The sequence below is a fragment of the Castellaniella sp. genome (assembly GCF_041675725.1).
Taxonomy (GTDB): domain Bacteria; phylum Pseudomonadota; class Gammaproteobacteria; order Burkholderiales; family Burkholderiaceae_B; genus Castellaniella.
Genome location: NZ_JBAYTI010000020.1, coordinates 26,557 through 49,078, shown reverse-complemented (window position 1 = coordinate 49,078; position 22,522 = coordinate 26,557). Strand labels below are relative to the sequence as shown.

The following is a 22,522-nucleotide window of genomic DNA, read 5'->3' as shown; positions in this document are numbered from 1 at the left end:
CCACAACGATCGCTCAGCATGCAGCGATTTTCAGGGCCCATGCATTCGACCAGCGCCCAATCGTTTTCCATGTCGCGCAATAGCGCCCCCAGGCGGATGTCCTGGGGTTCGTGGGCGAGTTCCATACCGCCATTCTTGCCGCGCACCGTGCGTATCCAGCCGTGGCGCGCCAGGCGCTGCGTGATTTTCATCAGGTGCGGTTCCGAAAGGCGGTAGGCGCCGGCGACCTCGGCGATGGTGCACAGGCGCTCGCGATGCGTGCCCAGGTAAATCAACAGGCGGACCGCGTAATCGCTCATGTGGGTCAGGCGCATGGCTGGGGGCGGGCTGTCCGCTGCTACTGAGCCTGGGCAGGCTGCTGCTGAACGTTCTTGGGCTGGACGACGGGCACCGGTTGCTTGTCCGGGCGCGGCCGGATCAGCATCGGCACGAAACGCCATAGGTACAGGCCCAGGCACAGCACCCAGGCTGCGGCGGCCAGGTCGAGCAGCGTTGCGGTCGCGGCAGATGGCCACAGCGCCGCCAGGCGCAGGGCCACCGCCAGGATCATCAGCCAGTAGCTGGCCACCATGCTGCCGTCCAGGGCCAGCGGGCGACCCAGGTGGCCCAGCGCCGTGCGCGTGATCATGCCGATGATGAGGATGCAGAAGCCCGCCATGCCGATCAGGTGCACGTGGGTGGCGCTGCGTGCCAGCAGGCCGCGCAGCAGTGCGGGATCGAACAGGCCGCTGATCTGGATGGCAGCCGCCAGCAGGCCGATGGCAATGAACGCATAGCCCAGGTACAGGATCCAGAGCATGGGTTTGTGCAGCACCGCCCGCGGCTTCCAATACCACAGCTGGCCCAGGCTGATCAGCCCGGCGATGGCCAGACTGGCGGCCATCAGCCACGCCAGGGCGGCCTGCGGCTGGCTACCGGGCGTACCGCCCGGGGTTGCCAGCACCTGCAGCAGTACGCCCAGGCTCAGCGCCAGCACGCTGAAAACCATCTGTATGTGACCCGAACGCGTCAGCATCGGGATCTGCAGGCCGGACACCATGCGCATGGAAAAAAAGGGGATCACCCGGCGGGCAATCAGCAAGGCCACGATGGCCATGCCAATCAGCCCGAGGTCGAAGCGCTGCATGAGCAGCAGGTAATTGCCGTCGCGCGCGGCCAGCAGGTAGAGCAGGTCGGCCAGGCCCAGCGCCAGCAGCAGCAGGGGCAGGCCATAGTTGCGCCGGCTGTGGCCTTTGAGCACCACGCGCGCCAGGCTGCCCGCCGCCAGCAGGAAGAACAGCATTTCGGCCAGGCTGGCGAACCAGAACCCGACGTCTCCACCCAGCAGGAAACCGATCCGTGCGATCACCCAGAACAGGCACAGCCAGCCCAGCGGACGCCCGTGCAGCGGGTTGAACCCCGTCCAGGTGGCACTGGCCGTGAGCAGGAAGCCCACGGCGATGGTGATGATGAAGCCCCACAGCATTTCGTGGGCGTGCCAGTATACGCCCGCCAGCGGGCCGTCGAGGACCTGCGGGGCGTAAATCCACAGCGCGATCGAGACCAGCGCCCAGCCGGCCCCCATGAAGTACAAGGGGCGAAATCCAAGGGCCAGGAAGGCGCCCCAGGAGGGAGAGCGGGAAGCGGGTCGGGCCGGTTCCTGAATAGAGGTCAGCGGAGGCATAAGGCAGTGGATTCCGGACGAAAGGGCAGACGGATTTTGAAGATGCATATTATAGGTATCTTTATGGGGCCGGGCAAAAAAGCCCCCTGTCGACATGTGGCTCAGTTATCATGCCTGCATGCGAGAATCCCCGACCCTGTCCTGTGTCGTCCCCTGTCTGAACGAACAGGCCAATTTGGCTATTTTGCTGCCTGAACTGCTGGCCGTGCTGGCCGCCCAGGATGGCGTATCCGAGATCATCGTGGTGGATGACGGCAGCACCGACGGCACCCCTGAACTCATGCGCCATTGGGTTTGCCTGCACCCCGAAATCGTCTATCTGCGCTTGTCGCGCAATTTTGGCAAAGAAGCGGCCCTCACGGCGGGGATCGAAGCGGCCCGGGGCGACGCCGTGATCTGCCTGGACGCCGACATGCAGCATCCGCCCGACATGATTCCAGCCATGCTGGCGCGCTGGCGCGACGGTGTGCAGATGGTCTACGCCGTGCGGGCCAGCCGTCACGACGAAACCCGGCTCAAGCGCCTCGGAACCCGTGTTTTCTACGCCCTGATGCACGGTGCGGGGGGGTTGCGGGTGCCCGCCAACGCGGGCGACTTCCGTCTGATGGACCGCGCCGTGGTCGACGCCCTCAAGCAGCTGCCCGAACGGGACCGCTTCATGAAAGGCCTGTTCGCCTGGGTGGGTTTCGAGTCGGAGGCGATCTCCTACATGCCCCCCGAGCGCCTGCATGGGGTGAGCCGGTTTCGCCCCCTCAAGCTGCTGGGCTTCGCGATCGATGGCCTGACGGCCTTCACCACCTGGCCCCTGCGGCTGATCAGCCTGGTCGGGGCCTGCCTGTCTCTGGTGGCTTTCCTGTACGGCCTGTTCATCATCATCACCCACCTTCTGTTCGGTGATCCCGTGCGCGGCTGGGCCACCCTGATCAGCGTGATCCTGTTCTTCTCGGGGGTGAATCTCATGTCGCTGGGGGTGGTGGGGGAATACGTCTCGCGCATTTTCACCGAGGTCAAGGCGCGGCCCATTTATCTGGTCCGTGAAACGGTGGGGCAGGGGTTGGCGCTTGCCGGCGGCCCGACCCGGCCTGCGGCGCCGCCCATGCCGGATGGTGTGGCCGGCCACGCGTCTGGTCCTGCGCCAAACGACGCGTCCGATCAGGGCGATGCCCACGCGCAGGCCGGCCGTCCGGCGTCGGGCGACCTCCCTGGCCACGCTCCCGGCATCGGCGGGGGGCCGCCATGAGCTACCCGCTGCCGGCCAGCCGCCTGGTCGATGGGGCCCTGCAGCTCTGGATGTGGATGCGGCCGCGGCGTCATCCAGGCTGGGTGGCTTTGTTCACCTTCATGTGGCTGGCGGCCACTACCTGGATGTATCCCCTGCTGCTGCCCGACGAGGGCCGCTACGTAGGCGTCGCCTGGGAAATGCTGCAGACTGGCGATTTCCTGGTGCCCCGCTTGGACGGCCTGCCGTTCTTTCACAAGCCGCCCTTGTTCTACTGGCTGACCGCCGCGTCGCTGGCCCTGTTCGGCGACCACGCCTGGGCCGGGCGGCTGGTGTCCGTGCTGGCCGCCACGGTGCTGGTGACCGTGCTCTACCTGTTCCTGCGCCGCTATGCCCGCAGCCGTGCGGCCGGCCAGACCGCCCTGATCCTGGCCGTTCAGCCGTTTCTGTTCGGGGCTGCCCACTATGCCAATCTGGACATGCTGGTGGCGGCGCTGATGAGCTTGACCATTCTCGCCGGGGCCGATGCGGTATTTCGCCACGAACAATTGCGCCCCGACACCTGGGCGCGCCTTGCCTTGTACGCGGCCGCGGCGGGGGGGTTCATGGCCAAGGGGCTGATCGGTGTCGTCCTGCCGGGTGGGGTGCTGTTTTTCTGGCTGGCCGGGCGACGCCGCTGGCAGGCCTTGTGGCGTCTGTTCTGGTGGCCGGGCCTCTTGCTGTTCCTGGCCCTGGTGCTGCCCTGGATGGTCGCCATGCAGCTGCACTATCCCGGGTTCTTCGACTACTACATTGTGCACCAGCATTTTCAGCGGTTTCTCGAGCCGGGTTTCAACAATCCTCAGCCTTTTTGGTTTTACGTTCCAGTGCTCCTGGTGCTCATGCTGCCCTGGTCGATTCAGCTATGGCGCTGGCTGCGCCTGCAGGGTCCCATCCAGACGGCGTTCGTGCCGCCCGCGCGGCGTGTCGAGCAAGTCGACAGAAACGTGCTGCGTGGGCTGATGTTGTCGTGGCTGCTGGTGGTGGTGCTGTTTTTTTCTATTCCGGCATCCAAGTTGGTGGGCTATGTGATTGCGGCCTTACCGCCGTTGGCCTGGTTCATCCAGGAAACCTTCGAGCAGCGCGAAGAACTGACCGACCCGGGTGTCGCGCGCAGCTTCGTGCGCCATGCGCTGGTGGCCGCGGGTCTGTGCTTGCTGGCGGTGCTGGCCGTGGTGTTGTTTCCGCCGCGCAGTACGCAGGACCTGGCCCAGGTACTGGCCCGGTCGGCCGCCCCGCAGGATCAGCTGGTGATGGTCGATCATTATGCGTACGACGTGCCGCTGTATGCAGGCTGGGGGGGGCCGGTGCGGGTGGTTGCGCAGTGGCAGGGGCCCGATGCGCTGCGCAGCGACAACTGGCGTCGCGAGCTGGCCGAGGCCGGCGGGTTCGAGCCCGAGCAGGCTGCGCTGCGCTTATGGTCGCCAGAGCGTTTCCAGGCCGAGCTGTGCAGTCCGGCGCATCCGGCCACCTGGGTGCTGGCCTGGCTGGACGAGGCGCACGCCTGGCCCGCCCTGGCCGACCGCGCCCCCATGGCACAGGCGCACAAGATGGGCCTGTGGCTGATACCGGCCATCGAGACCGTCAGCGGCTGTGCCGGAACGCCCACCAACGCCCCAGAATGAAGGTCATGCCCGCCATGCCGGCCAGCACGATGGCCAGCAGGATGTCGTAGGGCAGGGGGGTGGTATGCAGCAGCAGCGCATAGGCGGCCTCGTTCACGGCAAAGCCCAGGGCCGACACCAGAAAAAAACGGCGCGCGGCACGCCACAGCGGGGCCTGCTGGGAGCGGAACGTCAGGCCATAATGGCCTGCGAAGGACACCACGAACGCCACCAGCCAACCGACGACGTTGGCCAGCAGGGGGGCCAGGCCCGTCCAGGACACGCAGGCAATGGCCACCAGCCAGTGCGTGGCGGCCGCTGCGCAGCCTACAATGACGAACCAGCCGATCTGGGTAGCGAGCTTTCTGAACATGGATGCTAAAAGTATCGGGGTGGGGGCGCTCCCCGGGCGCATTGTAATGTGCGCCGACGACTTCGGCATGAATCCGGCCATCAATGCCGGGGTCCTGGCTCTGGCGCGCCAGGGCCGGCTGTCCGGTACCAGTGTGCTGGTCGATGGGCCGGCGCTGAATGCCGCGGATCTGGCCGCCTTGTCGCAGGCGGGGCTGCAGGTGGGCCTGCATCTCAATTTCACCGAACCCCTGGGGCAGGCGGGCTTGTGCATGCCGCTGGGGGCATTCATACGGGCCGCCTTTCTGGGCCGGCTGCCGGCCGAGCGCCTGCGCCATGGCGTACTGGCTCAGTGGCAGCGCTTCCAGGCGCTCTTTGGGCGCCTGCCCGATTACATCGATGGGCATCAGCACGTGCACCAGCTGCCCATGGTGCGGGATGCTCTGCTGCGGGTCTTGCCGCCGGCCGGGCGGGGCCGTCCCTGGATCCGCGATACGGGTCGGCCGCGCACCCGGGGGTTGCCATGGCGCAGCCAGGCCAAGGCATGGGTGATTGCGGCCCTGGGGGCGGGCGGCTTGCGCCATCGGGCCCGGCTGCTTGGCATTCAACAGAACCCGGGCTTTCTGGGGGTGTATGATTTCGACGGTGGCGTAGCGGCTTACGAACGCTGCATGGTTGCCTGGCTGGCTCAGGCTCAGGATGGCGACGTCCTCATGTGCCATCCGGCGCTGGGCGATCACCCGGGCGATGGCCTGTCGGCCCAGCGCCAGGCCGAGTATCAGGTCCTGTCGGGCGCGGGCATGCAGCACTGGCTCGATACGCACCAATTGATGATTGATCGGGCTGTGTCCCGTACCCCGGAGCATCCGCATGAACCCTGAATACCACCGCATCACCCCTGAATTCTCCGTGGCGCCCCAGTTGGGCCCCGACGACATGCCAGCCCTGGCCCGGGCGGGTTTCAAGTCGGTCATCATCAATCGTCCGGATGGCGAGGGCGGCGCCGCGCAGCCCCGTTCTGACGACGTGATCGCCGCCGCCGTGGCGGCCGGTCTGAAGGTCCACTACCAGCCCGTCGACGGCCGCGCCATCACGCCTGAAAACGTGGCCGAATTCGCTCGGCTGCTGCAGGAATTGCCGGGCCCTGTGCTGGCCTACTGCCGTTCCGGTGCCCGTTGCACGAAATTGTACGAACGCGCGCATCGGGGCGGGTGACCCGAACGCGGCGGCGCCTTGGCCGAATGCCGCGCCACCGCGTCGAAACAAGCACTTACCGATGCGTTTTCTGTGATAGATCAAATCAGGGCCAGATCGGATTGTGTTTTTTCTTGTATACCGGGTATGCTCGAAGTTCCCATCACGTATTCGGACGAGTTGCACATGTTCAAGAAAATCCTGATCCCCACTGATGGTTCCAAGCTGTCCTCGCAAGCCGCCAACAAAGGCGTATGCTTTGCCCGGTCCATTGGCGCAGAGATCGTGGCTCTGCATGTCACCCAGCCCTTTGCGGCCACCGTGGGTTTCGATGGCATGGCCGCCGCGTATGCCATCACAGACGAAGACTACGACCGCACGGCCGCCGAGCAGGCCAAGAAATACCTGCAGGCTGTGCTCGATCGCGCGGCCACGGCGGGCGTGAAGGCCTCGTCGCTGGCCGTATCCAATTTCAACGTGGCCGACGGCATCGTCCAGGCGGCCCAGTCAGAAGGCTGCGATCTCATCTTCATCGGCAGTCATGGGCGCAGCGGCCTGTCACGCCTGCTCCTGGGCAGCGTCACGGTCAAGGTACTGGGTCTGGCCAAGGTGGCCACTCTGGTCTACCGGGTCAAGGAAAACGACTGACTCCAATGCCTCGTGTCATTCCCCGCGGGCCTGCTGGCGCGCCCATGGCACCTGCCATGGGCACCCCCGCCGGTACCTTGCTCGATACGCTGGGGCGTCCGCTGCGCGATTTGCGGATCTCAGTCACAGATCGTTGCAATTTTCGCTGCACCTACTGCATGCCGCGTGAGCTCTTCGGGGCAGACCACGCATTTTTGCCGCAAAGCGCGCTGCTCACCTTCGAAGAAATCACCCGCCTGGCCCGCATTGCCGTCGCCCAGGGCGTGCGCAAGATCCGTCTGACGGGTGGCGAACCGCTGTTGCGCAAGCAGATCGAGCGGCTGGTCGGCATGCTGGCCGAACTGCGCATGCCCGATGGCCAGGCCCCCGAAATCACCCTGACCACCAACGGCACGTTGCTTGCGCGCAAGGCCAGAGCCCTGGCGCAGGCGGGGCTGAGCCGTGTGACGGTCAGCCTCGATGCGCTGGATGATGTCCTGTTCCAGCGCATGAGCGACAGCGGCGTGCCGGTGGCGACCATTTTGTCCGGCATCGAAGCCGCCGCCGCGGCGGGTCTGGCACCGGTCAAGGTCAACATGGTGGTGCGCCGGGGCATGAACGATGCCCAGATCCTGCCCATGGCGCGGCATTTCCGCCATACGGGCCACATCCTGCGCTATATCGAGTACATGGACGTGGGCAACACCAATGGCTGGCGCATGGAAGAAGTCGTCACTGGCGCCGAAGTCGTGCAACGCATTGCGGCCGAATTCCCGCTGGAGCCCGTACAGCCACGTTATCGGGGCGAGGTCGCCGCCCGTTGGGCCTATGCCGATAGCGGCGGAGAAATCGGCCTCATCACCAGCGTGTCACAGCCATTTTGCGGCGATTGCACACGCCTGCGGCTGTCGCCGGAAGGTCGGCTGTTCACCTGCCTGTTCGCCGAACAGGGCCACGACATGCGGGGTCTGCTGCGCATGGGCGCCGATGACCATGCGCTGGCCATGCGTCTGGCAGGCGTCTGGCAGACCCGGGCAGACCGTTATTCCGAAATCCGCGGCGAGGCCCATCGCGAACACAAGATCGAGATGAGCTACATCGGGGGCTGAATCGGTGGCGGCAGGTGTGGCCGGGTCGTATGTCCCTGTAGCCCGGGTGCAGGGCCTCATTCTCGCGGGTGGCCAGTCCACACGCATGCGCAGTGTCCAGCGGCCTGGGGCCGACAAAGGCCTCATGATCTGGCAGGGCCGTCCACTGGTCGCGCAGGCAGGGGGCTACATGCGCTCGCAAGGGGTGTCCAGCCTGTTCATCAGCGCCAACCGGCATCTGCTCGATTACGCCCGGCACGGCCCGGTGCTGACCGACCCTTCGGGCCTGCTCGGCAGCGGGCCGCTGGCAGGCGTCCTGGCGGGTCTGCTGCACGCCCCCGCGGATTGGCTGTTCGTCGTACCGGTCGACGTCCCCGGCCTGCCAGGTGATTTGCTGCAACGTCTGGCCGCACGGGCCAGCCCGCAGCATCCTGCCCATGCCCGCACCCCCGCAGGCCCGCATCCCTTGTGTCTGCTGGTGCATGCCAGCCAGGCCCCGGCCCTGGAGGCTTTCCTGCGTACCGGCCAGCGGCGGGTACAGGCCTGGTTGGGTCATGTACAGGCCCGGGCAGTGGATTTTCAGCCTGAATCGGAATGGCGCAACCTGAATGCGCCGGCTGATTGGCGGTAGGCGTCTTTGGGCGATCAGGCCAGCCAGTCTGAAAACGCGTACCAGTCGACCTCGGCGCCCGACTGCAGCCGGGCGCCGGCCGGGATGCGTGCCAGCCCGTGGGCCCAGGCCAGACTCGCCTGGGCGCCCGAACTCTGCTGCGGGTGGGGCTCCAGTTGGGGTACCCCCTGCGCCTGCGGGTGGGCCTGCACGCGCAGGAAGTCGTCGCGTTCCCCCCCCAGCGTGCCCGCCTGTGCGATCATGCCCCGGCGCGTTGGCGGGTACACCGTATGGCGCCCCTGCATGCCACGAATCAGCGGGCTGACCAGCAGGGTGAAGACCACGAACGCCGAGACCGGATTGCCCGGCAGGCCCACCAGGGGCTTGCCCTGAAGGTGGGCCAGCGCCACGGGCTTGCCGGGCTTCATGCGGACACGCCAGAGATCGAGCGCCCCCCCCATGGATTCGATGACGGGCTTGATCAGGTCTTTTTCGCCGACCGACACCCCGCCGACACTGAGCACCAGATCGCAGGCGCTGCAAAGCGCTTCGAGGGCGCTGGCGATTGCCCCGGTATCGTCGGGCGCGTGGCACAGCAAGGTGGGTTCGGCGCCCAGGCGGCGGCACAGCGCGGCCAGCATGGGTGTATTCGAGTTGTAGATGCCAGCCGGCGGCAGAGGCTGACCCGGCGCCACGAGCTCGTCTCCGGTGCTGAGCACGCCCACCCGCACGCGGGGCGTGACGGCGGCCTGGGTAAAACCCTGGGCGGCCAGCATGGCAATGGCGCCTGCTTCGACCAGGCTGCCGCGTGCCAGGATGACGCGACCTTTTTGCATGTCTTCGCCCTGGCGGCGGATATGCGTACCCGCGGCCTTGGGGATCCGCAGAAAGGTGACGCCGCGTTCGTCTTCGTGCGTGTCTTCCTGCATGATCACGGTGTCGGCGCCGTCTGGAATCAGGCTGCCGGTGAACAGGCGGATGGCCTGGCCGGGTTGCAACGGTTCGGGTGCATGGCCGGCAAAGCAGCGCTGTTGGATGGGCAGCGGGGTGTCGCTGCCCGGGATGTCGGCGCGTCGCACCGCATAACCGTCCATGGCGCTGTTGTCTGCGGGGGGAAGGTCGCGCGCGGCAATGATGTCGCGAGCCAGCACGCGCCCGGCGAGTTGATCGAGCGGCAGGGTGTCGTGGGCCGCGGGGCGTGGTGCACAGGCTGCCAGGCGTGCCTGGGCGGTGTCGAAATCAAGCAGGCTCATCGTTTTCTGCGTCGTTGTTTGCTGTGCCGAGCGCACCATGGTGGATGGGTTCGAGACCCCATTGTGCCGTTTTTTCGGCATCGGACTGGCGCTGGGCCACCCAGAATGCCCGACCGTCGTCGAGTGTCTCGCGCTTCCAGAAGGGCGCGCGGGTCTTGAGGGCGTCGATCAGGAATTCACACGCTCGGAAGGCCATGCCACGGTGCCGGCTGGCCACGCCGACGAATACGATCGGCTCCGTGAGCGGCAGCTCGCCGACCCGATGCACCACCAGGCTGTCGAGAATGTCCCAGCGGGCGTGGGCTTGCTGGCACAGCTGACGAATTTCGCGTTCGCACATGCCTGGATAGTGCTCGAGATACAGGCTGCGCGATGCCTGATCCGGGCTGTAGTCACGCACCATGCCCAGAAAATGCACGATGGCCCCGGCTTGACCTGCCGTACGCCGCTGCAGCTCGCCCGCCAGCTGCGCGGCGTCGAAAGGGTGCGTCTGGATGCGCACGTCCATGGTCAGCCTCCGGTGACGGGGTCGAAGACAGCGATTTCGTCGCCCGGGCGGATTAGATCGCTGGCCCGTGCGTGTTCCTGATTGATCGCCAGCTTCAGGTGGCTGGCAGGCGCGAGGGTGGGAAACCGCTCGACCAGCGCCTGCAGCCATTCGCCGGCCGGCGTGGGCGCGGCCAGCGGCACGGTTTCGCGACGCATGCCCGTGTGTTCGGCGACGCGGGCAAAATACAGGACTTCAATCAGCGTGCCAGTCTCCACTTTTGCCTCCGGATTTGTGCAACAGGCGCACCTGCTCGATGACCAGGCCCTTGTCGGCCGCCTTGCACATGTCGTACACCGTGAGGGCGGCGACGGAACACGCTGTCAGGGCTTCCATTTCGACCCCCGTGGTGTGCTCGCTGCGGCACGTGCTGCGAATGGTCAGGGTGTGGCTGGTTTCATCGGCGGTGAATTCGACCCCCACGAAACTGAGTGGCAGACTGTGGCACAAGGGAATGAGGCTGTCGCAGCGTTTGGCGGCCAATATGCCGGCGATGCGCGCCGTATTGAGCACTTCGCCCTTGGCGTTGGCCTGGGCCGAGAGCAAACCCCAGGCCTTGGGGCCGATGCGTATGCGGGCCTCGGCCATCGCGCTGCGGTGGGTGCGGGCCTTGTGGCCGACATCGACCATGCGCACACGGCCGTCCTCATCCAGGTGACTGAGGCGCGCTTGCGGTTCTGAGGGAGTCATCGCCACATCATAATCAAAAAAGTTGACTCGTTCGAATCAGGAAGGGGCTGCTATCATACTGCTTTGACGCCACAGGGTCGTGGGCGTCCGTCCCCTCCCTCCTGTGCACGGCATGGCCAAAACGATAGGCGCCTTCTTCTCCCTGTACCTGGCAACGCTTATCCTGCTGCTCAGTTCGGGCCTCTTCAATACCTATCTGGGCTTGCGTCTCACGGCCGCCTCCGAGTCCGAAGTCTGGGTGGGCGCCATCATTGCCGCCTACTATGTCGGGTTGGTGCTGGGGGCGCGGGTAGGCCATTATCTCATCATTCAGGTGGGGCACATCCGGGCCTATGCGGCGTGTGCCGCCGTGGTCACGGCGGATTTCCTAGTGATGGCGCTGTTTTACGACCTCTGGTTCTGGCTCGTGCTGCGCTTCATTGCAGGGGTCGCCATGGTCTGCCTGTTCATCGCCATCGAGAGCTGGTTGCATGAACAGACGGAAAACGCCGTCCGCGGCACGGTGTTTGCCTTCTATATGGTGGCCTCCAGCCTGGGCACGGTGCTCGGGCAGCTGTCGTTGGGGCTGTTTCCCGATCTGGGCAACCGGCCGCTGATCTTCGTGGCGATCTGCAGCGTCCTCAGCCTGGTCCCGATCGCACTGACGCGCCGCGTGCATCCCGCCCTGCAAGTGCCGGCGCCGCTGGCGCTGCGCTATTACCTGTCCCGGGTGCCGCTCTCGCTGACGACTCTGCTGATTGCGGGCATACTGGGCGGGGCGTTTTATGGCCTGGCGCCCGTCTATGGCTTGCAGCAGCATATGGACCACGACCAGGTCGGGGTGTTCCTGGCGGTATCGGTGGCTGCCGGCCTGATCGTCCAGTGGCCATTGGGCTGGCTGGCAGATCGCATCAGCCGGGTCCGCCTGATCCGGGCCGGCGCCGTGTTGCTGTTTTTGCTGGGGGTACCGCTGTGGGGCTGGCTGCAGTTCCCCTATTGGGCGCTGGTGGGCTTCTCAGCCGTACTGGGGATCGTGCAGTTCACCCTGTATCCGGTCGGTGCCGCCTTTGCCAACGACAATGTCGATCCCGAGCGCCGCGTGGGCCTGAGCGCGCTGTTGTACATGGTATACGGGCTGGGGGCCTGCATGGGCCCGCTGGTGGCCGGCGTGCTGATGCGGATGTTCGGGCCGGATGTCTATTTCATGTTCGTTTCGGTGTGTGCCGTGCTGCTGTTGGGCCTGGTACGCGAGAAGCGTGTCAAGGGTACGCACGTGAGTGAAGACGCGCCCACCCAGTTCGTACCAATGTCCGATACCCTGCAAAGCTCGCACGTCATGGCGGTGCTCGACCCGCGGGTCGACATACAGCGCGATATCTCGCACGATCCGGTGATCGACGATCCGCTGGTGGACGGTATCCACGCGGATCCGGCCACCGAAACGTCAGCGGGGCAGCAACAGGAAGACGGCGATCAGGGCCAGGGCGATGCCCAGCAGGTTCAGGCGACTGGGCCGTTCGCCAAACAACCCGGCGCCGACCAGGGTGCCCACTGAGATGACGCCGATGTTCATGGCGGCAAACACCAGGGTGGGGTTTTCGGGAAAGCTCTGGTGCGCGCGGATGTAGAAATAAATGTTGGAAAAGTTCATCGCGCCCAGCAACAAGCCGCTGGCCAGGCTGCGGGCGTGCCAGCGGGTGCGGCGCAGAAAAAGCCAGGCGAAGATCAGCAGGGCTGCCAGGGTGAAGCTGAGCAGAAGACTGCTGGTGAACTGGCTGCCCAGGCGGGCCATCTGCTTGAACAGCACGTCGATGGTGCCATAACCCGCCCAGACCCCGAGCAGAATCCAGGCGCCGTGCCGATGGCCATGGGTGGCCGTGTTTCCGGGGCGGTGTGGATCGCGGTGTGGATCGTTTAAGGCGTGGATCTCGGAGGCGTGGATCTCGGAGGCGTGGATCTCGGAGCCGGCGGGGGCGAGGGCGGCTTTGCGCCAGACCAGGCACACCAGCGCACCGAAGGCGACGAGAATGCCGGTTGCCTTGGCGCCCGAGAGACTTTCGCCAAACATCAGGAAGGCCGCAAGAATGGGTACCAGCAGCGAGAGGCGCTGCGCGGTGTCGCTGAGCACGATGCCGACCTGCCGCACGGCGGCCGCCATCACCAGGAAGATGCTGGGCAGCAGAATGCCCAGCAGGATCAGAATCGCCCAGCTGCCGGCCGGTTGATCGAACAGGCTGCCCAGCGGCGGACGCAGGAGCCACAGGCAGAGCCCGATGGCCATGAGATAGTTCACGGCCACGGCCTGGTCTACGCGGATAGCGTGGCGCTTGGCCAGTTTCAGGAAAATCGAGACGGCGACGCTGAAAGAAATACTCAGAATCAGGGTATGCATGAAATACGATCCTGTCGATGTGGGCACGCCGCTGGACCGGCACGGAGCAGATCGGCCGTTCGTGATGGCCCAGGCGCAAAAAACAGTGTGGATCGTAGAGAGCCCGGCGTGGGTTGGCAAGCCTCGAAAAACTGCATCTGACTGTTAAATCACGCTATGTTCTTCTATCTATAGTTTAATTTGTCGCATTCATGCTACTTCATGTCCATGCCGACGGCATGGGTGCTGCAAGAAAAACATGGTAAGCAAATATTTCTAATGCGGGCATTGCAGCGGCCTGTAGGGGGGTCTTGGCGTACTTGCACCACTACGGGAATTCGTGCATAATCTCGTTTCTTCGCAAACGAAGGTTTGTTTGGGGGTATAGCTCAGCTGGGAGAGCGCTTGCATGGCATGCAAGAGGTCAGCGGTTCGATCCCGCTTACCTCCACCAAACGTGTTGAATGTCCTGTCCCCTTCGTCTAGAGGCCTAGGACACCACCCTTTCACGGTGGGTACAGGGGTTCGAATCCCCTAGGGGACGCCAGGGCTTTCAGCATTCCGGAGCGGTAGTTCAGTTGGTTAGAATACCGGCCTGTCACGCCGGGGGTCGCGGGTTCGAGCCCCGTCCGCTCCGCCAACATTCCAAAAGCCCGATGATCAAACCCATCATCGGGCTTTTTCAATACCTGTTTCAGCCGGTTGCGTATCCTGCGATGCCTTCAGGCCGACCACACCCCCGCACTGCGCTCGGTATCGATGCAGTAGTCTGAGTACTTGCGCAGGAAAAATTCCTGCCCCAGCCGCTCGGCCGCTTGTACCGGCTCGTTGGGATCCTGGCGAACCTCGCCGTGCCGGTTGCCAAACCCGCGCACGACGCCGACCAGCTCTGAGCGCGTATAGCGCGCGTATTCCTGGATTTCCTGGATCACGCCCAGCCCCGCGCTGGGGTACGTTTCTTCGGAGGCGATGACGAGGCCGAGGCGCTTGTGCGACATGCGCTGGATCGTTTGGGCGTGGTCGGGGCTGGAGGCTGACTGGTAACAGAACATGCGATCAAAGAACGCTTTCGTCTGCGCCGATACGCCATACCAATAGAGGGGGGTGCAGAACACCACCCCGCTGGCTGGCAGGAAATCATCGACGAACAGCGTTCTGAATTGATCTGGAATGGCGCACGAGCCGTCTTCCTGCCGGCATGTTCGGCAGTTGCGCAGGAACCCGCTGACGTAGTCGTCGATGAAACGAACGACGGCACGATGCCCTGCTGCGGCGGCGCCGCGGCGAACCCCTTCTGCCAGCGTGGCCGTGTTGCCCGTGCGTCGTGGGCTGCCGACCAGGATCAACAATGTCTGGGAGTGCTCCATGGCTGGAAATTCCGTGAAAATGTTTCAAAACGCATTGATCCTGCATCATGAAATCGTTTTTGTCCATCCCCGCACGGTTTGTACAGCAGGCTCGATGCGCGCCTTTTTGCGGCCCATGCCGGTCATGGCCGGGTCAGGGCCTGGCCATTTTGCCGCCACAGCCACAGCAGCGCCACCATCACCAGCACCAGCGCGGGCAGTGAGCCGACGTTCAGCCAGGCCCAGCCCCCCGTGGTGGCCACCGCGCCCGAGGTAAACGAGGTGATTGCCATGGTTACGAATACCCAGAAATTGATGGCGGCCTGGGCGCGGTCTTTTTCTTCGGGCCGGTAGGCGCCCAGCGCCAACGTAGTACTGCCCGTAAACAGGAAGTTCCAGCCCACCCCCAGGAAAGTCAGGGCAATCAGGAAATCGGTGAAGCCGGTCCCCGACAAGGCAATGAGCGCACACAATACGAGCAGCACGGTCCCGATGCCCATGATCTGCAGCACGCCGAAGCGCCGGATCAAGTGTCCAGTGATGAAGCCTGGCGCATACATGCCGATCACGTGCCATTGCAGGACCATGGCGATGTCCGCGAACTCAAACCGGTGCATGTCCATCACCAAAGGGGTGGCGGCCATCAGCAGGTTCATGACGCCATAGCTGATGGCCGCACTGAACGTGGCCACGAAAAACACCGGCTGACGCATGATCTCTGCGACGGGGCGTCCTTGTGGGGCATCGGCATGGCGCGGTGCTTCGGGCGGGAAATGGATCAGCGCCATCAGCCCCATGGCCACTACGGCGACCACGGCCAGAGCCAGGTAGGCGCCGACGAACGGGACTGGCAGGATGACACGCGTCCAGCCGGCCAGGCTGGGGCCGATCACGGCGCCGAGCAGACCGCCGGCCAACACCAGCGAGACCGCTTTTTCGTGCCAGGCGGGGTGGGTGAGTTCTGCCGCGGCAAAACGGTACAGCTGCCCGTTGGCGTTGTAGTAGCCAGCGATGACGGTCGCCAGCAGCAGGAGCCAGAACAACTGGAACTGGGCGGCCACTGCCGCCAGCAGCGCCGAACCCAAAGCGACGAGCAGACCTGTCTGGAAGGAGCCTCGCCGCCCGTGGCGTTCCTGGGTGCGGGCCACCAGCGGCGCGGCCAGCGCGCCGCCCACCACATAGCCCATGATGGGCAAGGTCGCCATCCAGGGGTAGGGGGCCAGGTCCAGCCCCACCAGCCCGTTGATCGTGATGAACGTGATGTTGTTCACCAGAAACAGGCCCTGGCAGATGGTGAGCAGAAAAAGGTTCCGGTTCATCCCGTACCAAGCCGTGGCGCCACGGCCGCCCCTGGTTGTTTGCAAGCCTGGATTTTACACGGTGGCACGAAGGCCCTGCCATGCAGGGACCACTCTGGTACCATTTCGCGATGTGCAATCATGCGAGAGGCCATACCATGTCCGTGCTGCGAAAACCGTTTCTTTACCTGGGCGCCCTGTGGATCGCGCTGGTTCCGTTGGCGGCCGTGGCGGCCGGAACGGCCACCGTGGTGGATCGTACATCGGGCTCGGGCGAAACCATGAAGCTGGCCTGGCAGGATGATGGCAGTCTGCGTATCAATGTCGATGCCGAGAATCCGGATGAGTTCATGTTGATCCGTGATGGCAAGGTCTATGCCGTTGCATTCGAGGACGGCGCGCCGTTGGTGATGGAGGTCAGCGGCATGCTCAAGGCCATGGGGGGCATGCTCCAGAACGGCCTGGGCGCCGATCAGCCCTTGCCGGCCGATATCGCGTCGGTCGAGCCCACCGGCCAGACGGAAACCGTGGCCGGCCTGCCGGGGCGTGTGTACCGGATCACCGCGGTGGATGCCGATGGTGAGCGCACGTCGGTCGAGGCCGTTCTCACCGATGACGCGCGGGCCGCCGAAATGACCCGGGTGTTCATGACCGGGATTCTGTCTTTGTTCGGGCAGGGCCAGGCCGACGACTTCCTGGCCGCTTTGCCGGCCGATGGCAAGGGCATGCTGCGCTATGGCAGCGATTACGCCCTGGGGTCCATTTCCGGGCAGGCCCCGCATGCGGATCAGTTCGAATTGCCTGCGCCGCCCGTCGATCTGGCCGAGATGCTCAAGCGCGCGCAGTAGGTCGATCGAGCCGCTTGCCTGATGGGCGCCCGGAGCATCCTGTGAGGTTTCTGCTGTTGGGCAAGGATGGGCAGGTCGGCCGTGCGCTGCAAGAGACATTGCCCCCTCTGGGGGCGGTGCATGCAGTCGGGCGCGCACAGCTGGATCTGGCCGCCGGCCTGGCGTCGGCGGCAGCGGAGCCGCCCGAAGGCGGGCTGGGCGGTCTCGAGCGCCTGCTGCAGCAGGTCCGGCCGCAGGTCATCGTCAACGCCGCCGCCTATACCGCAGTGGATGAAGCGCAACGCGACCGGGATCGGGCCTGGCAGGTCAACGCGCGGGCGCCGGCCCTCATGGCGGCCTGGGCGCGGCAGGCGGGTGCGCTTCTGGTGCATTACTCCAGCGATTATGTATTCGATGGCCGGAAGGCGCTGCCCTATCTGGAAGCGGACGCGACCGCGCCGCTGAACGTCTATGGGCAGACTAAGCAGGCCGCCGAGCGGGCCATTCTGGGCAGTGGCTGCCAGTGCCTGATCTTCAGGACCAGCTGGGTATTTTCGGCACATCCTGGAAATTTCGTGCATACCCTGGTCATGCGCGCGCTGACGTGTGATGCCCTGTCGGTCGTTGCCGATCAGGTGGGGGCGCCCACGTCTGCACGCCTGCTCGCGCAGGTGACGGCCCGGGCCATCGAGGCGTGCAGCCGTGGAGGGCTGGCGCCCGGCCTGTATCATCTGACCGCGGCCGGTGCGGTGAGCCGTTACGCGCTGGCCTGCCATATCGTGCGGCATATCCAGGCGCTTGGGTTTGCCACGCGATTGCAGCCCGAGCGCATCCACGCCGTTGCCAGTGTGGATTACCCGGCCCAGGCCGTCCGGCCGGCCAATTCTCGTCTGGATAGCGGTGCCTTGCAGCAGGCGCTTGCGTTGGCCTTGCCGCATTGGTCCGGGCCAGTCGACCAGGCGGTTGGTCAGATTCTTCGAAATCATCAAATTGCCTGAATACTGCGTGCAATTCAGATGAAAACACATCCATCTGCGTCTGAAAACGGATATTTGACGTCAGTGGCGCTTCTACAATAATGGTCGATGGCGGCCATGGCCGCCGTCGACCCCTGCGTGCCTGGCCTGGTCGAGCAGGGGGCCCATGATTCAAGGAGCTGCCAATGAAGAAATCCGCTGAAGAATTGCTGGAGATCGATCGCAAGTATTTCATGCATCCCTCCACCCATGCGCATGATCATGAAACCGGCGCACTGCCTGGGCGCCTCGTCACCGGGGCGCAGGGCATACGCATACAGGATCATCGGGGAGAGACTTTCATCGATGGTTTCGCAGGCCTGTATTGCGTGAATATCGGGTATGGCCGAATCGAAGTGGCTGAAGCCATGTACGAGCAAGCCAAACGTTTAGCGTACTACCATACTTATGTCGGGCATTCGACCGACGTGGTGGCCGAGCTGTCGGCACGTATCATCGATTGGGCGCCCGAGGGCATGAAAAAGGTGTATTACGGGCTGTCAGGTTCGGATGCCAATGAAACCCAGATCAAGATCGTCTGGTATTACAACAATATTCTAGGGCGCAAGCACAAGAAAAAAATCATCTCCAGAGTCGGTGGTTACCATGGCTCCAGCATCGCATCGGGCAGCCTGACCGGGCTGACTTCGTTTCACCGCCACTTCGATCTGCCGCTCGAACGTATGAAACATACCGTGCGCCCTCATTGGTACCGCAATGCACCGGATGGCATGGATGAAGCGGCGTTCAGCCGCTACTGTGCCGAACAGCTCGAAGCGTTGATTTTGGCCGAGGGGTCCGAGACGATTGCCGCTTTCATTGGTGAGCCGGTTCTGGGCACGGGGGGGATCGTACCGCCCCCAGCGGGTTATTGGCAGGCTATCCAGGACGTGCTGGCCAAGTATGACATCTTGCTGATTGCCGATGAGGTCGTCTGTGGCTTCGGCCGTCTGGGCACACCGATGGGGTCGCAAAAATATGGCATCCGTCCCGACCTGATCACGATTGCCAAAGGGCTGACTAGCGCCTATGCGCCCCTGTCTGGGGTCATCGTGGGCGAGAAAGTATGGGACGTCATCGTCAGTGGTTCGCGCAAAGACGGGGCCATGGGCCATGGCTGGACCTATTCAGGGCATCCGGTCAGTGCTGCCGCAGCATTGGCGAATCTGGGCATTCTCGAGACGGAAAACATTACGGCCCGGGCGGCCGATGTGGGCGCTTACCTGCAGGCTTCGCTGAAGGCGGCTTTTGCCGATCATCCCCTGGTGGGCGAGGTGCGTGGCGTGGGTATGCTGGCCGCCCTCGAGTTCATGGCCGATCCCGCTGCCCGCGTGCCATTCGACAAGAGCCAGCAAGTCGGGCCACGCATCGCCGCGGCCTGCATGCAGCGTCACTTGATTGCCCGGGCCATGCCCGACTACGACGTGCTCGGCTTCGCGCCGCCATTGGTCACGACCCGCGAGGATGTTGACGAGATCGTGCGTATTGCGCGCGATGCGGTCGATGCGGTGGCTGCCGAGATCAGCTAGATGAACAGGGCCTTCAGAGATGAACGCGTCAGGGATGGGGCTTTCGGGGAAGGTCGATGTCGCGTGCCCATACCTGCAGGATGTAGTCCACGCCACCCCCTGTGGCGTGGCATTGCACGACTTCCGGTATCTCGAGCATGCGTTGTTCGAAGCGTTGCATGTCGTGAGCGGTATGGCGATCGAGGCTGACCTCGACCATGACGGTGCAGCCCCCGAAGATTTTGTCCCAATCAATGTCGGCCTGATAGCCACGAATCAGCCCCTGATCTTCGAGCCGCTTGATTCGCTCCCAGGTCGGCGAGGCGGACAGGCACACTTGCCGGGCGAGCTCGGATTTCGTGATGCGTCCATGCTTGGACAGGATGTTGAGGATGCTCAGGTCGTATCGGTCCAGTTTGATCATGGGCGAGCGGTTCGGTGGGGGCGGTGGTTTTTATGATGTCTGGGCAATGACTGCCATGCGGACAACGGCCGCCAGCGTGTCCGCCGCCTTGGGCAGGCCCGGGAAGCGGCAGGCGCCAGCATGCCGTCGCGCCTCGCATGGGCGCCAAGGCATCCTAGCACCTTTCATGGGCATGCCGGCAGCCGGGGCGATCCCCCGCATCGGTGGAACTTGGGTAACATGGCGGTATCGAGTTGCCACCCGAAGCCCTGTTCTGAAGCCCCGCCGCCATGTACGAGTCCCGCAATGCGCCTTTACTGCATCCGCGCCATTTTCGGCGCCGCCTGCTGCTGCACTGCCTGTATGCCATATTGCTGATCCTGGCGACCCTGTTGCTGGGGGTTTTTGGCCTGTGGCTGCTCAATGACTTCACCTGGCACGATGCCTTCATGAACGCGGTTTTCATCGTCGGCGGGATCGGCACCTACATGATGCCCACCACGACCCTGGGCCGGCTGTTCTTTGCCGCCTACGGGTTTTTCGTGGCGCTGGTCGTCATGGCCACGCTGGGGGTCATATTGGCGCCGCTGGCCCATCGCATCATGCACAAATTTCATCTGGATGACGTCGATACCGGCGAAGACGCATCGTGATGGATCCAAACCTGACGTTGGATCTGTTCGATTACGACCTGCCGGCTGAACTGATCGCCCAGCGCCCATCTGCGCGGCGCGATGCCAGCCGCCTGCTGCATCTGGACGCGGGCGGTGCCGTGCACGATCGCCAATTCACAGACCTGCCCGGCCTGCTGCGTGCCGGCGACCTGCTCGTTTTCAACGATACGCGCGTGATCAAGGCGCGCCTGCGGGGGCACAAAGCCACGGGTGGCCAGGTCGAGGTGCTGGTCGAGCGCCTTCTCGAACCCCGGCGGGCGCTGGCCCACGTGCGCGCGAGCAAGGTGCCCCGGCCGGGCGGGCGCTTGCTGCTGGGCGGCGGCGCCCTCGAGGTGACGGTACTGGGTCGGCAGGGCGAGTGTTTCGAGCTCCAGTTTCCCGCCCCGGTGCTCGACGCGCTGGAACAATACGGCCGTGTGCCGCTGCCGCCCTACATCACCCACGCGGCCGACGCCCAGGATGAAGCCCGTTATCAGACCGTCTATGCGCGCCAGCCAGGTGCTGTGGCGGCGCCCACGGCCGGCCTGCATTTCGACCAGCCCATGCTTGATCGGCTCCAGGCGATGGGGGTCGGGCAGGCCTTCGTGACGCTGCATGTGGGCGCAGGCACATTCCAGCCCGTGCGTACACCGCACCTGGCTGAACACGTCATGCACGCCGAACGCTATGTCGTGCCGGCCGAGACGCAGCAGAAGATTCGTGCCGCGCGGGCGCGGGGCGGCCGGGTCGTGGCGGTGGGGACCACCAGCGTGCGCTCGCTCGAGGCTGCTGCACTCGAGGGCGATGGCGAACACGCGTGCGAAGGCGATACCCGGCTGTTCATCACGCCCGGGTTCCAGTTCAGGCAGGTCGATGCCCTAGTGACCAATTTTCATCTGCCGCGCTCGACGCTGATGATGCTGGTAGCCGCATTGGCGGGCCTGGAGCCGGTGCGCCGGGCCTACGCCCACGCCGTACAATCCCGCTATCGTTTCTTCAGCTATGGGGATGCCATGTTCATCGAGGCAGCCCGCACACCATGACGCGACTGCAATTCGAATGCCTGCACACGCAGGGCCAGGCCCGCCGTGGGCGTCTGCGCCTGAATCATGGGGTCGTCGAGACGCCCATGTTCATGCCGGTCGGCACGTACGGCAGCGTCAAGGCCATGTTGCCCCACGAGCTCGACGACATCGGGGCGCGCATCGTGCTGGGCAACACGTTTCACCTGTGGCTGCGCCCGGGCACCGACATCATCGACCGGCACGGCGGGCTGCACGGCTTCATGCAATGGCAGGGGCCTATCCTGACGGATTCGGGCGGCTTCCAGGTGTTCAGTCTCGATGGCATGCGCAAAATCACCGAAGAAGGGGTGCGTTTCGCTTCGCCCATCGATGGGGCGAGGCTGTTTCTGTCGCCTGAAGAGTCCATGCGCATCCAGCGCAGCCTGAATTCCGACATCGTCATGGTGCTCGATGAATGCACCCCGTACCGGATCGAGGGCCGGCCGGCCACGCACGAAGAGGCGGCTGCTTCGATGCGCATGTCGCTGCGCTGGGCGCGCCGTTCGCGCGCGGCATTCGATGCGCTGGCCAATCCGAATGCCCTGTTTGGCATCGTGCAGGGCGGCATGTATGAAGACCTGCGCGACGAATCGCTCGCCGGGCTGATCGACGTCGGTTTCGAAGGCTATGCGATCGGCGGCCTGTCGGTGGGTGAACCCAAGCCCGACATGTTGCGCGTTCTGGCCCACGTGGCACCTCGCATGCCGGCGGGTGCGCCGCGCTACCTGATGGGCGTGGGCACGCCCGAGGATCTGGTCGAAGGGGTGCGCTGCGGCGTGGATCTCTTCGATTGCGTCATGCCAACGCGCAACGCCCGCAATGGCTGGCTGTTCACGCGCCATGGCGATGTCAAGATCCGCAATGCCCGTTATCGTGACGACGTCGGGCCCTTGGATCCCACTTGCAGTTGCCACACCTGCCGCCATTTTTCGCGCGCCTACCTGCATCACCTGCAGCGCTGCGGGGAAATCACCGGGGCACGCCTGAATACCTTGCACAACCTGCATTTCTATCTTCAGCTCATGGCCGAGATGCGCGCCGCAATCGAAGAGGGCCGTTTCGAGACCTGGCGTACGGATTTTCTTTACGCCCGGGCGCAGGGCGTCCAGTAGGGCGTATTTGGCGATCATGCGTCATATACCGCTACAATCAAGAGTTATTTTCTGCAACCC

24 protein-coding genes, 3 tRNA genes and 1 pseudogene are annotated in these 22,522 nt (G+C 64.5%); 17 read left to right on the top strand and 11 right to left on the bottom strand.

All coding sequences use genetic code 11. From position 1 onward, the window contains the following. Nucleotides 1-314: Rrf2 family transcriptional regulator (locus WCZ84_RS06075; protein WP_372685361.1), on the bottom strand; the 314-nt coding region annotated here is incomplete at its 3' end. Nucleotides 315-337: 23 nt separating this feature from the next. Then, complete coding sequence (locus tag WCZ84_RS06070; protein ID WP_372685360.1) at nt 338-1,663, bottom strand: NnrS family protein; 1,326 nt, start codon at nt 1,661-1,663, stop codon at nt 338-340. A 118-nt stretch (nt 1,664-1,781) separates the two neighbouring features. Between WCZ84_RS06070 and WCZ84_RS06065 the strand changes: the two genes are divergently transcribed. Both WCZ84_RS06065 and WCZ84_RS06060 read left to right on the top strand, forming a co-directional pair. After that, entirely contained in the window at nt 1,782-2,903 is a 1,122-nt protein-coding gene (locus tag WCZ84_RS06065) for a glycosyltransferase family 2 protein (RefSeq protein WP_372685359.1), read from the top strand. Then, a complete protein-coding gene (locus WCZ84_RS06060; RefSeq protein WP_372685358.1) occupies nt 2,900-4,546 on the top strand; it encodes an ArnT family glycosyltransferase in 1,647 nt (548 codons plus the stop codon). Before WCZ84_RS06065 ends, WCZ84_RS06060 begins: the two co-directional genes overlap by 4 nt. On the opposite strand, the gene WCZ84_RS06055 is transcribed toward WCZ84_RS06060, so the two are convergent. Further along, nucleotides 4,506-4,898, bottom strand: coding sequence for a GtrA family protein (locus tag WCZ84_RS06055; RefSeq protein WP_372685357.1), 393 nt, complete (start codon nt 4,896-4,898; stop codon nt 4,506-4,508). The two genes, WCZ84_RS06060 and WCZ84_RS06055, sit on opposite strands and share 41 nt — an antisense overlap. Here WCZ84_RS06055 and WCZ84_RS06050 point away from each other — a divergent pair. The 5 genes from WCZ84_RS06050 (at nt 4,897) to WCZ84_RS06030 (ending at nt 8,416) form a co-directional block, all read left to right on the top strand. After that, nucleotides 4,897-5,757 carry a ChbG/HpnK family deacetylase gene (locus WCZ84_RS06050; protein ID WP_372685356.1) on the top strand — a complete coding sequence of 287 codons (861 nt, stop codon included), beginning with the start codon at nt 4,897-4,899 and terminating at the stop codon, nt 5,755-5,757. The two genes, WCZ84_RS06055 and WCZ84_RS06050, sit on opposite strands and share 2 nt — an antisense overlap. Beyond that, a complete protein-coding gene (locus WCZ84_RS06045; RefSeq protein ID WP_372685355.1) occupies nt 5,747-6,091 on the top strand; it encodes a TIGR01244 family sulfur transferase in 345 nt (114 codons plus the stop codon). The genes WCZ84_RS06050 and WCZ84_RS06045 overlap by 11 nt, the downstream gene beginning before the upstream one ends. Nucleotides 6,092-6,256: 165 nt before the next feature. Continuing rightward, on the top strand, nt 6,257-6,718 hold the full coding sequence (locus tag WCZ84_RS06040) for a universal stress protein (RefSeq protein ID WP_372685367.1): 462 nt from the start codon (nt 6,257-6,259) through the stop codon (nt 6,716-6,718). 5 nt (nt 6,719-6,723) lie between these two features. Continuing rightward, nucleotides 6,724-7,806, top strand: coding sequence for a GTP 3',8-cyclase MoaA (gene moaA / locus WCZ84_RS06035; RefSeq protein WP_372685354.1), 1,083 nt, complete (start codon nt 6,724-6,726; stop codon nt 7,804-7,806). A 16-nt stretch (nt 7,807-7,822) separates the two neighbouring features. Beyond that, nucleotides 7,823-8,416: a molybdenum cofactor guanylyltransferase gene (locus tag WCZ84_RS06030; protein WP_372685353.1), complete on the top strand. Its 594-nt coding sequence runs from the start codon at nt 7,823-7,825 to the stop codon at nt 8,414-8,416. Between the two features lie 14 nt (nt 8,417-8,430). Here WCZ84_RS06030 and glp read toward each other — a convergent pair whose 3' ends face one another. From glp to moaC, 4 genes are read right to left on the bottom strand one after another with little or no spacing between them, the layout of a single operon-like run. Then, complete coding sequence (glp, locus tag WCZ84_RS06025) at nt 8,431-9,642, bottom strand: gephyrin-like molybdotransferase Glp (RefSeq protein ID WP_372685366.1); 1,212 nt, start codon at nt 9,640-9,642, stop codon at nt 8,431-8,433. Continuing rightward, nucleotides 9,635-10,162 carry a molybdenum cofactor biosynthesis protein MoaE gene (locus tag WCZ84_RS06020; RefSeq protein ID WP_372685365.1) on the bottom strand — a complete coding sequence of 176 codons (528 nt, stop codon included), beginning with the start codon at nt 10,160-10,162 and terminating at the stop codon, nt 9,635-9,637. The genes glp and WCZ84_RS06020 overlap by 8 nt, the downstream gene beginning before the upstream one ends. Beyond that, on the bottom strand, nt 10,159-10,353 hold the full coding sequence (locus tag WCZ84_RS06015; RefSeq protein ID WP_372685364.1) for a MoaD/ThiS family protein: 195 nt from the start codon (nt 10,351-10,353) through the stop codon (nt 10,159-10,161). Before WCZ84_RS06015 ends, WCZ84_RS06020 begins: the two co-directional genes overlap by 4 nt. Before the next feature lie 37 nt (nt 10,354-10,390). Then, entirely contained in the window at nt 10,391-10,891 is a 501-nt protein-coding gene (gene moaC / locus WCZ84_RS06010; RefSeq protein ID WP_372685352.1) for a cyclic pyranopterin monophosphate synthase MoaC, read from the bottom strand. Between the two features lie 106 nt (nt 10,892-10,997). Here moaC and WCZ84_RS06005 point away from each other — a divergent pair, with 106 nt between their 5' ends. Further along, nucleotides 10,998-12,419 (top strand): MFS transporter, encoded by a 1,422-nt coding sequence (locus WCZ84_RS06005; RefSeq protein WP_372685351.1) that lies wholly within the window; start codon nt 10,998-11,000, stop codon nt 12,417-12,419. Here WCZ84_RS06005 and WCZ84_RS06000 read toward each other — a convergent pair. Next, nucleotides 12,309-13,256, bottom strand: a complete 948-nt coding sequence (locus tag WCZ84_RS06000; protein ID WP_372685350.1) for an EamA/RhaT family transporter — start codon at nt 13,254-13,256, stop codon at nt 12,309-12,311. The genes WCZ84_RS06005 and WCZ84_RS06000 overlap by 111 nt on opposite strands. Nucleotides 13,257-13,613: 357 nt before the next feature. Between WCZ84_RS06000 and WCZ84_RS05995 the strand changes: the two genes are divergently transcribed. The 3 genes from WCZ84_RS05995 (at nt 13,614) to WCZ84_RS05985 (ending at nt 13,875) form a co-directional block, all read left to right on the top strand. Beyond that, a tRNA-Ala gene (locus WCZ84_RS05995) sits at nt 13,614-13,689 on the top strand. A gap of 17 nt (nt 13,690-13,706) precedes the next feature. Further along, nucleotides 13,707-13,782 (top strand) — tRNA-Glu (locus WCZ84_RS05990). Between the two features lie 16 nt (nt 13,783-13,798). Beyond that, nucleotides 13,799-13,875: transfer RNA gene (locus tag WCZ84_RS05985), tRNA-Asp, on the top strand. Between the two features lie 82 nt (nt 13,876-13,957). Here the strand turns inward: WCZ84_RS05985 and WCZ84_RS05980 are convergent. Together WCZ84_RS05980 and WCZ84_RS05975 are read right to left on the bottom strand one after the other, a co-directional pair. Beyond that, nucleotides 13,958-14,602 carry a flavodoxin family protein gene (locus tag WCZ84_RS05980; protein ID WP_372685349.1) on the bottom strand — a complete coding sequence of 215 codons (645 nt, stop codon included), beginning with the start codon at nt 14,600-14,602 and terminating at the stop codon, nt 13,958-13,960. 122 nt (nt 14,603-14,724) lie between these two features. Further along, nucleotides 14,725-15,900: an MFS transporter gene (locus tag WCZ84_RS05975; RefSeq protein ID WP_372685348.1), complete on the bottom strand. Its 1,176-nt coding sequence runs from the start codon at nt 15,898-15,900 to the stop codon at nt 14,725-14,727. 137 nt (nt 15,901-16,037) lie between these two features. Between WCZ84_RS05975 and WCZ84_RS05970 the strand changes: the two genes are divergently transcribed. The 3 genes from WCZ84_RS05970 (at nt 16,038) to WCZ84_RS05960 (ending at nt 19,251) form a co-directional block, all read left to right on the top strand. After that, nucleotides 16,038-16,727, top strand: coding sequence for a hypothetical protein (locus WCZ84_RS05970; RefSeq protein WP_372685347.1), 690 nt, complete (start codon nt 16,038-16,040; stop codon nt 16,725-16,727). A 41-nt stretch (nt 16,728-16,768) separates the two neighbouring features. Further along, nucleotides 16,769-17,704, top strand: a complete 936-nt coding sequence (gene rfbD / locus WCZ84_RS05965; RefSeq protein ID WP_372685346.1) for a dTDP-4-dehydrorhamnose reductase — start codon at nt 16,769-16,771, stop codon at nt 17,702-17,704. A gap of 164 nt (nt 17,705-17,868) precedes the next feature. Further along, nucleotides 17,869-19,251 (top strand): aminotransferase, encoded by a 1,383-nt coding sequence (locus WCZ84_RS05960; protein WP_372685345.1) that lies wholly within the window; start codon nt 17,869-17,871, stop codon nt 19,249-19,251. A gap of 52 nt (nt 19,252-19,303) precedes the next feature. On the opposite strand, the pseudogene WCZ84_RS05955 reads toward WCZ84_RS05960, so the two are convergent. After that, nucleotides 19,304-19,651 (bottom strand): annotated as a pseudogene (locus WCZ84_RS05955) (Lrp/AsnC family transcriptional regulator); the annotation flags it as partial. A gap of 272 nt (nt 19,652-19,923) precedes the next feature. On the opposite strand from WCZ84_RS05955, the gene WCZ84_RS05950 reads away from it, so the two are divergent. The 3 genes from WCZ84_RS05950 to tgt are packed head-to-tail and all read left to right on the top strand — an operon-like array spanning nt 19,924 to nt 22,462. After that, entirely contained in the window at nt 19,924-20,286 is a 363-nt protein-coding gene (locus WCZ84_RS05950) for a two pore domain potassium channel family protein (protein WP_372685344.1), read from the top strand. Next, nucleotides 20,286-21,329: a tRNA preQ1(34) S-adenosylmethionine ribosyltransferase-isomerase QueA gene (queA, locus tag WCZ84_RS05945; RefSeq protein WP_372685363.1), complete on the top strand. Its 1,044-nt coding sequence runs from the start codon at nt 20,286-20,288 to the stop codon at nt 21,327-21,329. Before WCZ84_RS05950 ends, queA begins: the two co-directional genes overlap by 1 nt. Then, complete coding sequence (tgt, locus tag WCZ84_RS05940; RefSeq protein ID WP_372685343.1) at nt 21,326-22,462, top strand: tRNA guanosine(34) transglycosylase Tgt; 1,137 nt, start codon at nt 21,326-21,328, stop codon at nt 22,460-22,462. Before queA ends, tgt begins: the two co-directional genes overlap by 4 nt. The last annotated feature ends 60 nt before the right edge of the window (nt 22,463-22,522 follow it).

Bases quoted from the DNA above. Each gene is read 5' to 3' on its own strand.
- WCZ84_RS06070 (WP_372685360.1), bottom strand. From the start codon at position 1,663: ATGCCTCCGCTGACCTCTATTCAGGAACCGGCCCGACCCGCTTCCCGC.
- tgt (WP_372685343.1), top strand. From the start codon at position 21,326: ATGACGCGACTGCAATTCGAATGCCTGCACACGCAGGGCCAGGCCCGC.
- WCZ84_RS05975 (WP_372685348.1), bottom strand. From the start codon at position 15,900: ATGAACCGGAACCTTTTTCTGCTCACCATCTGCCAGGGCCTGTTTCTG.
- WCZ84_RS05970 (WP_372685347.1), top strand. From the start codon at position 16,038: ATGTCCGTGCTGCGAAAACCGTTTCTTTACCTGGGCGCCCTGTGGATC.
- WCZ84_RS05980 (WP_372685349.1), bottom strand. From the start codon at position 14,602: ATGGAGCACTCCCAGACATTGTTGATCCTGGTCGGCAGCCCACGACGC.
- WCZ84_RS06005 (WP_372685351.1), top strand. From the start codon at position 10,998: ATGGCCAAAACGATAGGCGCCTTCTTCTCCCTGTACCTGGCAACGCTT.
- WCZ84_RS06000 (WP_372685350.1), bottom strand. From the start codon at position 13,256: ATGCATACCCTGATTCTGAGTATTTCTTTCAGCGTCGCCGTCTCGATT.
- WCZ84_RS05950 (WP_372685344.1), top strand. From the start codon at position 19,924: ATGTACGAGTCCCGCAATGCGCCTTTACTGCATCCGCGCCATTTTCGG.
- WCZ84_RS06050 (WP_372685356.1), top strand. From the start codon at position 4,897: ATGGATGCTAAAAGTATCGGGGTGGGGGCGCTCCCCGGGCGCATTGTA.
- WCZ84_RS06065 (WP_372685359.1), top strand. From the start codon at position 1,782: ATGCGAGAATCCCCGACCCTGTCCTGTGTCGTCCCCTGTCTGAACGAA.
- WCZ84_RS06040 (WP_372685367.1), top strand. From the start codon at position 6,257: ATGTTCAAGAAAATCCTGATCCCCACTGATGGTTCCAAGCTGTCCTCG.
- WCZ84_RS06060 (WP_372685358.1), top strand. From the start codon at position 2,900: ATGAGCTACCCGCTGCCGGCCAGCCGCCTGGTCGATGGGGCCCTGCAG.
- WCZ84_RS06015 (WP_372685364.1), bottom strand. From the start codon at position 10,353: ATGCGTCGCGAAACCGTGCCGCTGGCCGCGCCCACGCCGGCCGGCGAA.
- WCZ84_RS06055 (WP_372685357.1), bottom strand. From the start codon at position 4,898: ATGTTCAGAAAGCTCGCTACCCAGATCGGCTGGTTCGTCATTGTAGGC.
- queA (WP_372685363.1), top strand. From the start codon at position 20,286: ATGGATCCAAACCTGACGTTGGATCTGTTCGATTACGACCTGCCGGCT.
- WCZ84_RS05960 (WP_372685345.1), top strand. From the start codon at position 17,869: ATGAAGAAATCCGCTGAAGAATTGCTGGAGATCGATCGCAAGTATTTC.
- moaA (WP_372685354.1), top strand. From the start codon at position 6,724: ATGCCTCGTGTCATTCCCCGCGGGCCTGCTGGCGCGCCCATGGCACCT.
- WCZ84_RS06045 (WP_372685355.1), top strand. From the start codon at position 5,747: ATGAACCCTGAATACCACCGCATCACCCCTGAATTCTCCGTGGCGCCC.